The organism is Paenibacillus sp. F024, from assembly GCF_057814255.1.
This window is the reverse complement of the sequence record NZ_JBVASZ010000001.1, coordinates 772,864-789,053: the sequence shown is the minus strand read 5'-3', so window position 1 is coordinate 789,053 and position 16,190 is coordinate 772,864. Positions and strand designations below refer to the sequence as shown.

The following is a 16,190-nucleotide window of genomic DNA, read 5'->3' as shown; positions in this document are numbered from 1 at the left end:
CTGCTGGTCATGAACCTCGAAAAGAGACTCCGGGTTCTCTTTTTGCCTTTTTTGCAATGGCTCTGGTCGACCCTTGCATTCCGCTTGCCCGTGATGCCGTAAAATGTGACCCGTTCAGCAAGCCCTATGTAGAGGCCATGGGATGAACCGGATATAATTGGACAGCTGCGCGCATAGACTTTTATTGGAACGGCACAAGAGCCTGCATGGTACATCACAGGGGTTATCAGCAAATTCAACACTTTGTTAGTCATATTGACAATCAAAGGAGGTGAGCCGGGTTGTGCTTGGTCGTGGTCAAACCGGGAATGCCAAATTAGTGAAACAAATCAATCGGGAAGGGATTTTGCAGCAGCTAAGATTACATAAGCGTATGTCCCGGGCGGATTTGGCCAAAACGACGGAATTGAGCCGTCCTTGCGTGTCCTCCATCGTAGAAGAACTGATCAGAGAAGGTCTCGTCTATGAGGTAGGCGCAGGGGAATCCAAAGGCGGGCGCAGGCCCATCCTGCTGGAGTATAATTTTCAGGCTTATGGTGTAGTAGGTGTGGTCTTCGAAGGCAGCATGCTGCAGATGTCCATTGCCAATCTGGAAGGCGAGCTTTCGTCTCATTACCGGTTGCGGTTGGAGCAGCCCATGAACGGAGAAAAGGCGATACAGGCTCTGGAGCAAGGCTTGATGGCTCTGCTGTCCAAAAGCGGATTTGATAAATCAAGACTGCTTGGCGTTGGATTGGGACTGCCCGGAATTACCCAGCGCAGCCAAGGCACGATCAGCTATGCGCCCAGCACGGGGTGGAAGGAGCTTCCTGTTCAGAAGGAAATGGAAGAGCGATTGGGATTGCCGGTCATTCTGGATAATGACGTCAACATGATGACATTGGGCGAATTTTACAAAGGGGTCGGTGCGCGGGCGTCTCATTTGATCTACATGTATGTAGGTACAGGGATCGGCGCCGGCATCATCATCGATAAGCAGCTTTATCGGGGGATACGCGAGGCTGCGGGTGAAATCGGTTATATGATGGTGGGTGCCGAGGAGAACAGGCTTCGAGGAGAGTACGGGGTATTTGAAAGAAATTATTCTGTACCCGGGGTTTATGAGAAAGCGAAGACGTTGCTGCCATCGATTAACGATCGGGATCACGTGGTAAAGCAGCTTGTTCAGCTGTCCGATCAAGGGTCGAAGGAGGCCTCCGAGCTGCTGGACAACGTGTACCGGCACTGGGCTTACGGGATCGCGAATATGGTCAGTGTGCTGGACCCCGAGCTTTTGATCTTAAGCGGACAGATGATTCATATCGGCGAAAAAGGCGTACGAACCATTTCCGATATGCTCCGAGCATGGGTTCCGTACGTCCCCGAGATCAAGCTGGCTCAGCTGGGGGATAAGGCCGGGATTATCGGAGCGGTTCACAGTGTGCTGGAAGCTTTCTCGGCTGCCAATATTCAAAAAATGCCCAAAAGGGAGGAATTCACTTTATGAAAAGCCGTCTGACTAAAGGGCTTACGGCCCTGATCATGGTGCTGGTCTTAATCGCTTTATCCGCCTGCGGAGGGGCTTCGCCGCCGCCGGCTGCACAGCCTGCCCCTGCGGATAAACCGGCGGATCCGCCGAAGCCTCCCGAGAAGCAGAAGCTGGTGATTTATACGGCTAGGGATAAGACGGTAATCGATGAAATCATACCGAAGTTTAATGCGCAGAATCCCAACATTGAAGTGGAAGTTCTGACGATGGGCGCGCAACAAATTATGGAGCGCGTGCGCGGGGAGAAAGCGAACCCTCAAGCCGATTTCTGGTGGGGAGGCACCCAATCCGCACTGATGACCGCGGCGAACGAGGGCTTGCTGGAAAGCTATAAACCGAGCTTCGGCGGAAATATCCCTGATCTGTATAAGGATAGCCAGGACCGCTGGTACGGAGAAATGCTGCTTCCCGAGGTCATCATGTACAACTCCAAGGCATTGAAGAAGGAGGATGCGCCTAAGGATTGGGATGAACTTCTGGATCCCAAATACAAAGGGAAAATCATCATCCGCGGCGTGCTGGCCTCCGGAACGATGAGGACGATTTACTCCGCGATGATCTTTAAAGAAGGTGGGGCGACCGATCCGGCCAAAGGCTACGAATGGCTGAAAAAGCTGGATGCGAATACGAAAGAATACGCCCAAGACCCTACAAACCTTTACCTGAAGCTGGCTCGTGAGGAAGGAACATTATCGTTGTGGAATCTGCAGGATATCCTGATCCAGAAGCATCTGAAAAATCAACCGTTCGACTACATTTATCCGCCAAGCGGCGCACCCATTCTGGTTGACGGCGTAGGACTCATCAAAGGGGCGAAAAACAGCGAAGCGGCCAAAAAGTTTTACGAGTTCCTGTTCGATCCGAAGCTGCGTGTAGAATTGGCGGAGAAGCTGTTCCAGATTCCGACGCGTACGGATATCAGTAAAGACACAATGCCGGAATGGCTGAAAGGGATTGACTTGAAGCCGATGAATATCGACTGGAACATTATGGCGCAAAAAGAAAAGGATTGGATGCAGTACTGGGATGAGAACATCAAGGGCAAAGGCGGAAAGTAAGAAGAGGCTATCAGAATATACTCGGGCGGAGGTTTACTCCGCCCGATCGTTCAACGGGGGAGGAACCGTCTTGATCGACGTTACACTGGACCATGTCAGTAAAATGTTCGGAAATGTCAACGGAGTAAACGATGTAGATATCCGCATTGAACCCGGTGAATTTTTTACGTTTCTTGGCCCGAGCGGCTGTGGAAAGACAACAACGCTTCGCATGATTGCAGGATTTTATTTCCCCAGCTCCGGCCGCGTTTTGTTCGGGAGCAGCGATGTGACCCGGTTGCCTCCCCATAAAAGGGAGACGGGAATGGTTTTTCAAAATTATGCTTTATTTCCTCATATGACGGTATTTGAAAATGTGGCCTTCGGTCTTCAGGTCCGCAAATGCTCGAAGCCCGAAATTAAGGAGCGTGTGGAACGAGCCTTGGGACAGGTGCATTTGCAAGGCTACGGCAGCCGGCGGATCGATCAGCTGTCCGGGGGGCAGCAGCAGCGCGTGGCGCTCGCCAGGGCGCTTGTCATCGAACCGAAGATTCTGCTGCTGGACGAACCGCTTTCCAATCTGGATGCCAAATTGAGAGAGGAAACCCGCCTGGAAATCAAGAGACTCCAAATGGAGCTGGGCGTGACCACGATCTATGTCACTCACGATCAGGCTGAGGCGATGGCGATGTCCGACCGGATTATGGTGATGCAAAGCGGTATCGTCCAACAAATTGGGAGTCCTGAAGAAATATATAACCGGCCGCTGAATCGTTTTGTGGCTTCCTTTATCGGAGAGTCCAATCTTTGGGAGGGTACGGTCGAAAGAATAGAAGGGGAGACTGCTTATATCCGAATCTCGCCGGACCTTGTATTATGCGGTCTTATAGCGAATAAATCCCCACAATGCGAGCTCGCGGTTGGCAGAAAAACCACGGTTTCCGTGCGGCCCGAATCCGTACGCGCAGCGGGCACTGATGAGGCAGGGGAGACCAATACGATCCAATCCACTGTCGTCATTTCCGAATTTACGGGTGTCAGCGTCCATTATTTGACGGAAATCGGCAACCAATCGTTAAAGGCGATGTTTGTAAATCAGGGGCACCGGGTTCTGCTTCGGGGCGAGCGGCTGGCGGTGCATATTCCAATAGAAAGTGTATATCTGCTGGGGTAGGTGAAGACATGAAACCAGAACAAAAAGACAAAGCATCCGTCCGTCCCGCCTACCGCTTTAGCTCTATAACTTCTTCTCCCTACTTCGTATATGTGCTGATCTCGCCCTTGTTTCTCGTTTTACTGGCATATGTCATTTATCCGCTCTATCAAACCTTCATCCAGAGCGTCCAGATCGAAGAGCACTTCTCTTTGCAAAATTATGCCCGATTCTTCAGTCTGGAGCATACCTCCAATCTGGAGGCGCTCTGGACCAGTATTTACATTTCCGTGCTTAGCGTCGTCACCTGCGCGATCGTTGGTGTAAGCATGGCCTTTCTGCTTGAGCGATACGAATTTCCAGGCCGCAAAATTCTCGCCGTACTGGCTATGGTTCCCATGGCGCTGCCTCCGCTGGTCGGAGTTCTGTCTTTTACGTTCCTGTATGGGGAAAGCGGCATCATTCCAAGATCGCTTAAATTATGGTTTGATCTGGAGCAGGTGCCGTTTTCGTTAAAAGGTGTCTGGGGCGTTCTTATGGTGCATACCTTCACGATGTACACCTACTTTTATATGACGGCGTCCGCAGCCATTAAAGGTCTGGATCCGTCTTTGGAGGAGGCCGCCGCAAGCCTGGGAGCGGGCCGGCTCTATATTTGGCGCAAAATCATTTTGCCGATGCTGACCCCGGCGATGGTCGCTTCTTCGCTGTTGGTCTTTATGGTATCGATGGCATCATATACCGCGCCGCTGATCTTCGGAATCGAACGGACCATGACGATGCAGATTTATTTGTCCCGGACCAACGGGAATCTGGATATGGCGGCGACGCAGTCCACGATTTTATCGGTTGTTTCGATTCTCTTCTTGTTTATCATGCGCTGGTATCAGAGTCTGAGAACCTATCAGAATTTAAGCAAAGGCATCAGCGTTCACCGTACGGAAGTCAAGCGGCCTTTGATGAAAATCATTTCCATGGTGCTTTCGATGATAGGAGTCGTTATTCTGCTGCTCCCTATTTTCGTGCTGGTGCTCATTTCGTTCTCTACGGACGGCACCTGGACGACGCAAATTTTGCCGCCGGAATATACGCTGCAGCACTATAAAGATCTGTTCACGGACAGCAAAACGTGGCGTCCGATCGCCAACAGCTTTCAGATGAGCTTCATTGCAACCGTCGGCAATATCCTTTTCGGAGTGGCTGCGGCTTATGCGATGGTGCGATTGAAGTTTAAAGGCAAGCCCTTGCTCGATATGCTGATCATGATGCCTTGGGCGCTGCCGGGAACGGTCGTGGGGGTGAACCTGATCGCCGCATTCAGCCAGCCTTCCATCTTCAGCTTTAACCAGGTGCTGATCGGCACGTTCTGGATTCTTCCGCTGGCTTACTTTGTCCGTCATCTGCCTTTGGTTTTCCGTTCCACATCGGCCGCACTGATGCAAATGGACCCTTCCGTGGAAGAAGCAGCCCGAAATTTGGGGGCTTCCTGGTGGTACAGCTTCCGCAGAGTCGTCGCTCCGATGGCATTCAGCGGCATCTTGGCCGGAACCCTGCTTGCTTTCGTTACCGGAATCGGTGAATTCGTATCCTCCATCCTGATCTTCACAGCGAGAACGACGCCGATTTCCGTTGAAATTTTTCAAAGAATGTATGCATTTGAGTTCGGCACGGCTTGCGCCTATGGAGTACTGCAAATTACCTTGATTATCATCGTGCTGTTCATTTCCAAAAAGCTCACGGGCGATAAAGCCGGTACAGCAGTATAACGGTGATTTGCGGTTGCTGCGTGAAGAACATCCGGGGTTCGATCGCGTTGTGATACATGGGCGGGAAATGGGCCCTTTCCTGTCCTAAAGATGACAAGGAGGAGTCAGATGAGCATACCGTTGAAGCGTAAAACACCTTTGAGGAAGGTTTTGTCTTTGGTCACCTGCGCCGCCATGGCAGGTACCCTGCTGATTCCGGCTTTGGCAGAGCCGGTTCAGGCGGATCGCGGCGTCATCGAGATGTGGAAAGCGATCAAGCCGCTGACGACGGTGGCCAGCGCCATGAATACGGGCGCCCATCCCGACGATGAACACAGTGCCATGCTGGCGTATCTTGCCTTGGGCAGAGGGGTGTATACCTCCAGTATTATCGCTAATCGCGGGGAGGGCGGACAAAATGAGATCGGAAGCGAGCTTGGCAACGCACTGGGCATCATCCGTACTCGGGAACTGGAGGAAGCCTCCAAAGTTACCAATGTGCATCTAGGTATGCTGAGCGAGGATATCGATGATCCGATTTTCGATTTCGGATTTTCCAAAAGCCCTGATGAAACGCTGGACAAATGGGGCGACTCCATCGTTTATGAAAGGTTAATCCGGAAAATTCGCGAGCTTCGGCCGGATGTGATCATTCCTGCATTCTTGAACGTAGAATCGACGCACGGCCATCACCGCGCCATCAATGTCATCACGGTTCGCGCATTTGAGGATGCATCCAATCCTGACATATTCCCCGAGCATATGGCCATGGGCCTAAAGCCTTGGCAGGTAAAGAAAATGTATGTGCCCGGAAGCAAGGATGATTATACGGTTACTGTGCCGACCGGGGAGTACAATGAAATCTACGGAGCCTCCTATTTACAGCTTGGGGAAGAATCGCGGTTTATGCATAAAAGCCAGGGCATGGGTCGTCATTATGAAGAAGGTCCGAGCTTCAACTACTACAAGCTGCATTCAAGCGTCGTGAGTATGAAGGATAAGGAAGCCGATTTCTTTGAAGGCATTGCGTATACCTTCGATGATTTGGCCAAAGAGCTGGAAACGAAAGGAAAAGACAATAAAATAGCCAAAGATTTAAGAAATCTAAACAAAGCTGCGGATGAAGTGGTCCGGGCTTATCCGAAGTTCGCTGAAGTGGCCAAAGAGGTTCAGGAGATGAAGGCCAATCTCAACAAGGCGTTGGCCGACGTGAAGGCTTCCGCAATGGATGAGCCGACAAAGACCGATCTTCTGTACCGTCTTCAAGTGAAGGAACGGCAGCTGAATCATGCGGCGATGGAGGCGGCATCACTTGTTGTGAAGGTCAAACCGGCCGCAGGCGAGCTGATCGCCGGTCAGACAACGAAGATCACCGTCAGGGCTTATAACGGAGGGCAAACCGATTTGAGAGACGTCAGGCTGTCCTTGAACGTTCCGGACGGCTGGACCGCGCAAGCGGCGGGAATTACCCGGTTTGGAATTCTCGGTTACAATCAGACCGCGTCAGCCGTGTTTGATGTGACGATACCGAAGGATGCGGCTGAATTCCATCCGTACCTGCCTCCGTCCATTACGGCCGACGTGACGTATCAATTGAATCAAGTGGAGAGTACGGTGAATGCCGCTCCGCAAATGCAGGTCGCGGTGCTGCCTCCGTTTGCGATGTCTCTGAATCCCAGCGCTACCGTACTCAACACACGTAAAGCGGATGAACCGATACCGGTAAAAGTGTCCGTGCGCAATTACAACCCGGGTTCGGCAAAAGCGGCGGTTTCGCTTGAAGTCCCTGAAGGTTGGGCTGCAGAGCCTGCCTCTCAAGAGCTGTCGTTTGCTGCGAAGAACGACACGAAGTCCTTGTCCTTCATGGTTAAAGCTCCTGCGGATACCGCGACTGGACAATACACCGTAACTGCTGCGGCATCCGTTAATGGAAATGTGGTCAGCAGGGAAGGAGTCCAGGTGATCGAGTATCCTCATATCGGCAGAACCTATATGGTCCAGCCGGCCGCGCTTCATATTCAAGCATTCGACCTTGATGTGCCCAAAGGCCTGAAGGTGGGATATGTCTCCAGCGGATTTGACGACATCAACGTGTACCTGAGTCAGCTGGGCGTTGACGTAACGATGCTGGAGGAAAAGGATATTCAATACGGCGACCTGTCCCAGTACGATACGATCGTGCTCGGAATCCGCGCATACGGCTTCCGGCCGGAGCTGATTCCAAGCAATCAGCGGCTGCTGTCGTATGTGGAGCATGGAGGCAATCTGGTCGTGCAGTATCACAAGCCGGAGGATAAATGGAAGCCGGAGCTGGCTCCGTATCCGATCAAAATCGGCACACCGCTGATTCAATGGCGCGTAACGGATGAAAATTCCAAAGTAACGATGCTGGCGCCGGACCATCCGATATTCAACACGCCGAACCAAATTACGGATCAGGATTGGGACAACTGGATTCAGGACCGATCGGCCTACAACCCGTCCGAATGGGGGAAGGAATACACCGAATTAATCTCCAACGGCGATCCGGGTGAGAAGGAGTTTACGGGAACCTTCCTGACCGCGCCGTACGGCAAAGGCACGTATACTTACAGCTCGCTGGTTTGGTATCGCGAAATTCCGAGTCTTGTGCCCGGCGCGATCCGCTTGTTTGTGAATATGATCAGCTTGAAGCAGCAATAAAAGGCTGCAAAATCATGGGGACAGCCGTGGAGCGGACCGAAGCGTCAAGCTCCACGGCCTCATGAAGGCGACCGGGCAATGACGGATGTAGAATCGTTAGCTTATTCACCCGCGATGTGGAGGTTTGACCAGTGAATATCATGAATGTGCATGGCCGGGATATCGAACATGTTCTAAATCAAGCCCGTTTTGCCGTTCTGCCGCTGGGTTCGGTAGAATACCACGGCCCACACTCGCCGGTCGGGACGGATGTGATTTTGGCCGAAGGCTTTGCCGGTCTGCTGGATCCGGATTTGAAGCCGCTCGTTTACCCGGCGGTTCCTTATACCGCATGTCCGGGCAAAACACAGGGCTACCCCGGCACGGTTACCATCCGGCCTGCGGTTATGACGGACTATTTGACGGACATTGTTGTTGGGATTTGCAGCCTGGGATTCCGCAATATTCTGCTTCTTAACGCTCATGACGGCAATATGGGCGTTTCCCGTACGGTAGCCGAAGCTATGACGGCCCGCTATAAGAATACGAGCTTTTTGCTGGTCAATTGGTGGCAGATGGCCTCCATCGATTTCACGACGGCAGCCGGGATGTTTCAAAACACCGCCGGCAGGGGACATGGCGGGCCTTATGAAATGTCTGCCGTCAAAGCGTTCAAACCCGAGCTGGTGATTGTCGAAGAAGCCGATCCCGAGCTGTATTCCGGTCAAGCGATGTCGCCGCTGCCTTACATTTTGGTCGAAGGTACGCCTCACGGCTGGGACGGTTATACGGGAAGCATTCATCAAATCTCTCTGGAAGCGGGAAGGGCCATTGTAGGCGAAGCCGCACGCAATATGAATGCTTTGATCCGTCAATGGTTGGAAGCCCGGGAGTCCGTCACCGCATCCGGGCAGAGTGAATAAGGGATTGGAATGAAAAAGGTATCGATGGAGAGGGTGATCGACAGCATGGACTACCGTGAGAGCATCTTGGCATCGGAGGGCAGCGCATTTCCCGGAAAAACGTATGCGGAAGTGGTGCTTGAACCGGCATTTAACGAGGCCAAAAACCATCTGCTGGATCCGATGATGGCTGTTCATAAGGCCCACCTGATTATGCTTTGCGAGCAGGGGCTGGTACCCTTAGAAGAAGCGAAGCAAATCGCCAAAGCGATTACGGGTCTTACGTTGGACAAGATCAGGCAATCGCAGTATACGGGGGAATTTGAAGATTTGTTTTTTCAGGTGGAAAGCGAGCTTCTGGAGAAAGCCGGTGAAGCGGCAGGGAATTTGCATTTGGCCCGGAGCCGGAATGACATGGGGGTAACGATCTACCGGATGGTGCTGCGGGAGAAGCTTTTGCAAACGATAGCTTCCGCTCTCCGTTTAAGAGAGCACCTCCTTGCTTTTGCACAAGAGCATGCGGAAACGGTCATGATCGGCTATACGCATACCCAACAGGCCCAGCCGACGACGATGGCGCATTACATGACCGCTGCGGCCGATTCGCTCACCAGGGATGTCCGCCGGATGATGGCCGCATATGCGAACTGCAACCGAAGCTGTATGGGAGCTGCGGCTATGACGACCTCGGGTTTTCCGATCAGCCGGGAGCGGGTTATGGAGCTTTTGGCGTTTGACGACCTGGTTGAAAATTCATATGATGCGATCGGCGGAGCGGACTATCTTGGCGAAGCGGCTGCCTCGGTACAGCTGGCCGCGATTAATTTGGGCCGTGTAGTCCAGGATTTATTGCTCTGGTGCACACAGGAGTTCGGGGCGGTGAAGGTTTCGGCTCCTTACGTGCAGATCAGCTCCATTATGCCGCAAAAAAGAAATCCTGTTTCCTTTGAGCATATGCGTTCTTTATTGTCCAGCTGTACAGGTAATGCAACCACCGTACTGACCATGATGCATAATACGCCTTTTGGAGATATTGTGGATACGGAAGACGATATGCAGCCTTATGTCTGGAAAAGCCTGGACATGTTGGAGAAAATGTACCGGCTGCTTTCCGTGGTGATCGGTACATTGGAGGTCAATCGGGAGAAGCTTCTCGAACGGGCCGCGGGCAGCTTCGCCACGGTGACCGAGCTGGCCGATACCTTGGTTCGCACCGATGGCCTCTCCTTCCGTAAAGCGCATCATATTGTCAGCCGCATTGTCAAACAAGCGATGGCCAAGGGGCTCGCAGCTGGTGAAATTTCCCTGGACATGGTCAATGAAGCTGCACTGCAGGTGGTGAACGGGCCTTTGTCCTTGGATGAAGAAACCCTGAAACGGTCGCTGGATCCGGTTCATTTCGTTGCCGTCCGGACACTGCCCGGGGGGCCAAGTCCAAATGAAATGAAACGAATGATCGGAGAACGGATGAAACAGCAGGTCTCCTTGAGCGAATGGCTTCAAACGGCACGGGATCAATGCCGGTCGGCTATGGATCGCCTGGATCGCACGATGGCGGGATGGAGTGAATCCTGATGGCAAAGCGGGATGGCATTTCCCTGCTTGCGGTAGACGGAGGAGGTACGAAATGTCTTGCAGTATTGTTAGACGGCAATGGAAACCATGTGGGACAAGGCAGGGCTGGAGCGTGCAATTATCAGGGTATCGGCAGGGAGGCGGCTGCGCAGGAAATTCGGCTGGCCATTGAAGCGGCCGTTTCCCAATGGAGCCTTCAGTGCAGCCGGACCCCAGCGCCGGGCGCGGATTTGGAGGTGGAGTGCGCCGTATTCGGGCTTGCCGGTTTAGATACCGAATATGACCGCCGCGTTTTGATCGAAATGGTACGTGAAGTCCTAAGTCATCTCGGAATAAAGGTGAAGCACCTGATTGTAGAAAACGACGGATTCGCCGCTCTTCTGGGAGCAACCGGGGGCCGTCCGGGCATTCTGGTGATTGCCGGTACGGGGTCAATCGTTTATGGAATCAATGAGCAGGGAACAACGGCCAGAGCCGGCGGTTGGGGCCACCGCGTCGGTGACGAAGGAAGCGGATATTGGATTGGCGAACAGGCCATTGTCTCGATCCTGAAAGCGGAGGATGGGCGCGCAGAGAAAAGCCGTCTCAAGGATCTGGTTTTGTCCCATTTGGGATTAGCCGGACCCGAAGCTTTGTTCAATTGGGTGTATGGACCCGATTGTACGGTTGAAAAGGTGGGCGAGCTTTCGAGGCTGGTGAGTGCGGCGGCGGCTGAAGGGGATCCTGTATCACGGCGCATTTTGACAATTGCCGCTAACGAGCTGTGTCTTGGAGCCAAAGCGGTGATGGAGAAATTAGGGATCCGGCAGGGCAGTTTTAAAATCATACTGCAGGGCGGCGTTTTACAAAACAATGAATGGGTGCATCGTGTTCTCATGGATCAGCTGCTTCAATACGCCCCTCTTGCTGTAGTGGATGCCGTGGAAAACGAGCCTATTTACGGAGTGATAGCCATGGGACTGTCTCATCTGCGGAGGCTGAGCCAACCGCCAATCCAGGAATAAGAGAGGAGGACCCTATGAGACGCAGACTGCTGTTTGTATTTGCGCATCCGGACGATGAATCGTTCGCGTGCGGAGGGACGATGGCGAAATCCATGGAGCAGGGTCATGATATTTTTTTGGTCTGTGCAACTTCAGGCTGCGGAGGGCGTGCGGGGGAGTACCGTTTTTTGTCCAAGCGGGAATTGGCCGCCCATCGGGAAAAGGAGCTGCGTCAGGCGTGCTCCGTTCTCGGCGTATCACAGCTGGCTTTGCTTTGTTATCCTGACGGAAAATTAAAGGAGCAAAATCCGGATGAACTGGCAGGCCGCATAGAAGATTTGATTTGTGACTTCAAGCCCGACGCCGTGATTACCTTTCCGCCTAACGGAGTTACCGGCCATCCCGACCATATCGCGGTTTCCGACGCCACGGTCAAAGCTGTGGGCTTGGCGGAAGAGCGGCTTCCGCCGGAGCGCTGGCCAAGCTTGTATTTTGTTTCGATCCCCCATTACTACGATCATTGTGAGGCGTCGGCCCCCGAAGGGGCGATTCCCGTTACATTAAAGGTTTTGATCGAACGGTATCGAATTCATAAAGGCAAAGCGCTTCAAGCTCACCGGAGTCAGGTATATTCCGTAGACCGGGCATATCCCGGCGTGATGCAGGGGGATTACGGTGTAATTGGTCATTATGAATACTATACCTTGGTCAGACGGCAGGGCAAGGCTGTGGAAATAAAGGAAATGCCCGGGACCGTCCCGATTAGGGATCTGCTGCAATAATCGATTTCTATACCTCTTTAAAAAATCGGGAATGACTCAGAACGAAAATGAAATGCAAAAGTCGAGCGAGACGCAGGATTCCCTCCTGTTTTTCCTCGACTTTTTTCGTTGTTTCCGGCCGTTTGGGGGTTGAAAGATTCAAAGTAGAAGAATTGGTTAAAAGATTCATAGACCAAGAAAATTCTTACAGCATGCGAAATTATCTCCAAACCGACTGCTGGAGTGAAGTGGAAAGGATGAATAAATAATAATGATGAGAATCAAGCGATGGGTTGGAATCATTACTTTGTTTTCATTGCTCGCCTCACCGTTGGGGGTAGGCGTGTCTCCTGTTTTTTCCGAAGAAGCTGTTACGGAATATCCTGTCACCAATCCGGAGGTTGTCCCCGGAAAGATCATCGTCAAATATAAACAGTCCGTTAAAAACAATTCTCGTATTCGCTCTGCTTCCCCGCTTGTATCTGAAGACCGCAGCTTAAAAATAATTGATCTCCCCCTACATGAAAATGTATGGGGTAAGGTGGAGGAATTGAACGATAATCCTCATGTCGAATACGCCCAGCCGGTTTATGTGTACCGTTTGGAACTGCCCGAAGGAGGCGTACCTGACACGGTACAACCCGAACCAACGGCCAAACCGCTATCGGTGTCATCTGCCGGAACGAACGATCCCGGATATGCCGATCAGTGGGGGTTATCTGTCATTGAAGCAACTTATGCTTGGGCGCAGATAAGCGCAGAAAGGCGGAGCCAGGTCAAAATCGCCATTATTGATTCCGGTGTGAACCTGAATCACCCCGACTTGTCGGCATCGATAGACCGGGTTAACGGGCAAATCAACGGATATGATTTCGTCAACAATGACACGGACCCAAGTGACGATCACGGACATGGAACTCATGTCGCCGGCATCGCAGCGGCCATTACGGACAATGGGGAGGGTGTGGCCGGAATGGCCGGCGGCGTGAAAATCATCCCGGTCAAGGTAGCAGACACTAACGGTGTAAGCGATACCTTAACCATAGCCAGCGGCATCAAGTGGGCGGTTGACCATGGCGCTTCGATCATTAATCTGAGCTTGAGCCGGGATCGCTACCAGAGGGATGCACAGGGAAATTTGGTTGTGGGTGAGGATGGTAACCCGGCGGTTGCTTGGGACAGGATTGAGTCCGAGGCCATTCAATATGCTATAGACCATCAGGTTTTGGTGGTTGCAGCATCGGGTAATGAGAGCAATCACTGGATTGGGAGAGAACCGTTAAATTTACATAATCCGATGAGGGATACGCAGCGCTATTTCAATCATACCGCCTTCCCGGCAGGTATGGACGGCGTTGTCGGCGTGGGAGCCGTCGATTACTTGTCACAGACCGGAAGGCCGGAGGACGATGTGAAAGTGGCGGACTTTTCGAATATCGGGTTCGTTTCCGTGGCTGCTCCCGGTGTTGACATAGTGAGTACGGTTCCGGGAGGCTATCAATTTAATTCGGGCACCTCCATGGCGACCCCTTTTGTTGCCGGCCTTGCGGCCTTGGTCAAAGCGGCCAATCCTTTGCTGAGTAAGGACCAATTGTATGATATTGTGACGGATAGCGCCGTTCGTATGCCTGAAATAGGAAATATCTATAGAAACGGCATCCGCCCGAATGCCAAGGACTACTATGGCAGCGGACTGATTAATGCCAGAAGGGCTTTTACGCTTCCTCGGCTGCAGCTGCAAATGTCCTACGATGCAATTCAGCCCAACGTTACCTTTACACTTACCTCGACAGATGGATACGGAACCGTAACGGGTGCGACCTATGGTGTGGCAGCCGGATTAAATATCAGCAGGCTGCGCTTTACAAGCGGTTTGTGGACGCCGGACCCCGTACAGCCCTTTCCGTTGACTGACGGATACGGAAACATGAACATCCCGATCAATTACGGACGTTATCAGGCTTATTCGGATGACGGCGTGGGACAGGAATTTATTCGCTCGAACACGGTCAAGTTCGAAAGATTGCCCGAGGCTCCGGAGGCCAGTCATGATTCCGGCACGCTCCCGGTTGGTACGCAAGTCCAGTTAAGCTCGAGCATTCCCGGTGCGTCCATCTATTACACGACGGATGGGTCTGACCCGTCGCCATCCTCGCCCCTTTATAGGGAGGCGATTGTACTGGATAAGCCGGGGGCGGTGACGGTGAAGTCGTTAACGGTCGCTAACGATACCGCAAGCGAGATGCGTGAATACCGGTATGATGTAACGCCAGCAGAATCAACTTCAGCCGATCTTTTGGAGGCTCTTACTTCCCCGGAACCTCCACAGAACCCAACGAATGCGTCACCGGCCCCTGCACAGCCTTCCGTTCCGCCAGTGAATAAAAGGCCAATGCCATGGAGCGGTGGAGGGGGAGGTGGCGGAGGCGGAGGCCTAGCGCCGCCACCGCCACCGTTACCTGAAGCGGTGCCGACACCGTTAAGCGACCCGAAAAAAATCGTGATTGCGCCTACTATGGAAACCCGGACAGTCGTTGAGGTTTCCAAGGAAAGGATCGACCGTGAATTGGCTGTACGAAATGGTCAGATTACTATAGACGCTTCTACCATCGTAGGGAATGAAAATGTCGATATTCTGTTAAGCTCGCCTATCCTAGAGGCCCTTGACAAGGCTGACAGGGCGCTCATTATTCGTTCCAACCGGGTTAGAATGGAAGTACCGCCTGTGGTAATAGACAGCAGCAGTGGTTCCGGGTGGAAGCTTTCCATATCCCGGGCCACGCCACAACCGTTCCCATTGGAGTCAACACAGGGGACTAATCAGGTATTCGGAAGCTACCGGTTTGAGCTGGCGGACAACAATGGAATCATAAAAAACTTTGCGCAGCCGATTCACATTTCTTTTTCAGTGGATGCAAAGCAAATCCTCAATCCGCACAACGTCGGCGTTTATTGGTGGAATCCAACCAGCCAAAGCTGGAGGTACACTGGAGGTCAAGTGAAGCCTGATTCAACCGTCGGTTTTGATGCCCGTCATTTTTCACAGTATGCCGTAATGGAAAGATCGGTAGCTTTTAGCGATGTGGAGGGCCATTGGGCCAGTGGAAGCATTGCAAGGATGGGCGGACGGGGGATTACCAACGGTGTAACGGATTCGCTGTTCGATCCGCAGGGTGCGGTGACGCGTGCTCAGTTTGCCGCGCTTCTAGCGCGTTCGCTTCGTTTACAAGAAACGGGCGCTCCCCGGCCATTCGCCGATGTGACACCGGATGCTTGGTATCACGAAGCGATTTATCAAGTATATGCGACCGGCATTGTCAATGGAGTATCGAGCTCGAGCTTCCGGCCGAACGACCCGATCACTCGGGAGCAAATGGCCGTTATGCTGGCGAAGGCGCAAACTTACAAAAACGGGCCCGCCACCACTCCATCCGCGGAACTGCAGGCGTTCTCGGACCAGCCGGCCATCAGCCCGTGGGCGCAGGACAGCGTTAAACAGGCCAAGACCTATGGTCTGCTGGACGGCTTCCCGGACGGAACATTCCGTCCGCTAGCGCGAGCATCGCGAGCTGAGGCGATTGTTGTGCTTGAACGTATAATGGACGCATTGTACAAATAAATATATTAAATAACACGGCAAAAAAACCTCCAACGAGGTTTTTTGTTTCTATTCTCTTGACCGCTTTGCAGCAAAGCGGCCTTTATGTGAGAATGACTGCGGTTACATTCAAAAAATGAACGATTCGATTCAAATCACATCATTTACACGTTAGTTTACATGACGTAAAATGAAATCCAGATCGGGCAACCCTTAGAAGAGACAACGAATTCTAACCGGAAAGGAT

General features: G+C 52.4%; 10 protein-coding genes. All 10 read left to right on the top strand.

All coding sequences use genetic code 11. From position 1 onward, the window contains the following. The first annotated feature begins 283 nt into the window (after positions 1-283). The 10 genes from ACZYR9_RS03845 to ACZYR9_RS03800 all read left to right on the top strand — a co-directional run bounded on the left by ACZYR9_RS03845 (position 284) and on the right by ACZYR9_RS03800 (position 15,964). Positions 284-1,486 carry an ROK family transcriptional regulator gene (locus ACZYR9_RS03845; protein ID WP_488977108.1) on the top strand — a complete coding sequence of 401 codons (1,203 nt, stop codon included), beginning with the start codon at positions 284-286 and terminating at the stop codon, positions 1,484-1,486. Further along, a complete protein-coding gene (locus tag ACZYR9_RS03840) occupies positions 1,483-2,586 on the top strand; it encodes an extracellular solute-binding protein (RefSeq protein WP_488977107.1) in 1,104 nt (367 codons plus the stop codon). The genes ACZYR9_RS03845 and ACZYR9_RS03840 overlap by 4 nt, the downstream gene beginning before the upstream one ends. Positions 2,587-2,656: 70 nt before the next feature. Next, positions 2,657-3,739 (top strand): ABC transporter ATP-binding protein, encoded by a 1,083-nt coding sequence (locus ACZYR9_RS03835; protein ID WP_488977106.1) that lies wholly within the window; start codon positions 2,657-2,659, stop codon positions 3,737-3,739. 8 nt (positions 3,740-3,747) lie between these two features. Continuing rightward, positions 3,748-5,484: an ABC transporter permease gene (locus ACZYR9_RS03830; RefSeq protein ID WP_488977105.1), complete on the top strand. Its 1,737-nt coding sequence runs from the start codon at positions 3,748-3,750 to the stop codon at positions 5,482-5,484. Positions 5,485-5,592: 108 nt separating this feature from the next. Continuing rightward, the gene (locus ACZYR9_RS03825; protein WP_488977104.1) at positions 5,593-8,145 is read left to right on the top strand and encodes an NEW3 domain-containing protein; all 2,553 of its coding nucleotides are present in this window, start codon (positions 5,593-5,595) and stop codon (positions 8,143-8,145) included. Between the two features lie 140 nt (positions 8,146-8,285). Beyond that, positions 8,286-9,047 (top strand): creatininase family protein, encoded by a 762-nt coding sequence (locus ACZYR9_RS03820; RefSeq protein ID WP_488977148.1) that lies wholly within the window; start codon positions 8,286-8,288, stop codon positions 9,045-9,047. A gap of 45 nt (positions 9,048-9,092) precedes the next feature. Further along, a complete protein-coding gene (argH, locus tag ACZYR9_RS03815; RefSeq protein WP_488977147.1) occupies positions 9,093-10,601 on the top strand; it encodes an argininosuccinate lyase in 1,509 nt (502 codons plus the stop codon). Further along, positions 10,601-11,605 (top strand): N-acetylglucosamine kinase, encoded by a 1,005-nt coding sequence (locus ACZYR9_RS03810; RefSeq protein WP_488977103.1) that lies wholly within the window; start codon positions 10,601-10,603, stop codon positions 11,603-11,605. The genes argH and ACZYR9_RS03810 overlap by 1 nt, the downstream gene beginning before the upstream one ends. Before the next feature lie 14 nt (positions 11,606-11,619). Beyond that, entirely contained in the window at positions 11,620-12,366 is a 747-nt protein-coding gene (locus ACZYR9_RS03805; protein ID WP_488977102.1) for a PIG-L deacetylase family protein, read from the top strand. Positions 12,367-12,616: 250 nt separating this feature from the next. After that, positions 12,617-15,964, top strand: a complete 3,348-nt coding sequence (locus tag ACZYR9_RS03800; RefSeq protein ID WP_488977101.1) for a S8 family serine peptidase — start codon at positions 12,617-12,619, stop codon at positions 15,962-15,964. Positions 15,965-16,190 lie beyond the last annotated feature (226 nt).

Bases quoted from the DNA above. Each gene is read 5' to 3' on its own strand.
- ACZYR9_RS03840 (WP_488977107.1), top strand. From the start codon at position 1,483: ATGAAAAGCCGTCTGACTAAAGGGCTTACGGCCCTGATCATGGTGCTG.
- ACZYR9_RS03830 (WP_488977105.1), top strand. From the start codon at position 3,748: ATGAAACCAGAACAAAAAGACAAAGCATCCGTCCGTCCCGCCTACCGC.
- ACZYR9_RS03825 (WP_488977104.1), top strand. From the start codon at position 5,593: ATGAGCATACCGTTGAAGCGTAAAACACCTTTGAGGAAGGTTTTGTCT.
- ACZYR9_RS03820 (WP_488977148.1), top strand. From the start codon at position 8,286: ATGAATGTGCATGGCCGGGATATCGAACATGTTCTAAATCAAGCCCGT.
- argH (WP_488977147.1), top strand. From the start codon at position 9,093: ATGGACTACCGTGAGAGCATCTTGGCATCGGAGGGCAGCGCATTTCCC.
- ACZYR9_RS03810 (WP_488977103.1), top strand. From the start codon at position 10,601: ATGGCAAAGCGGGATGGCATTTCCCTGCTTGCGGTAGACGGAGGAGGT.
- ACZYR9_RS03805 (WP_488977102.1), top strand. From the start codon at position 11,620: ATGAGACGCAGACTGCTGTTTGTATTTGCGCATCCGGACGATGAATCG.
- ACZYR9_RS03800 (WP_488977101.1), top strand. From the start codon at position 12,617: ATGATGAGAATCAAGCGATGGGTTGGAATCATTACTTTGTTTTCATTG.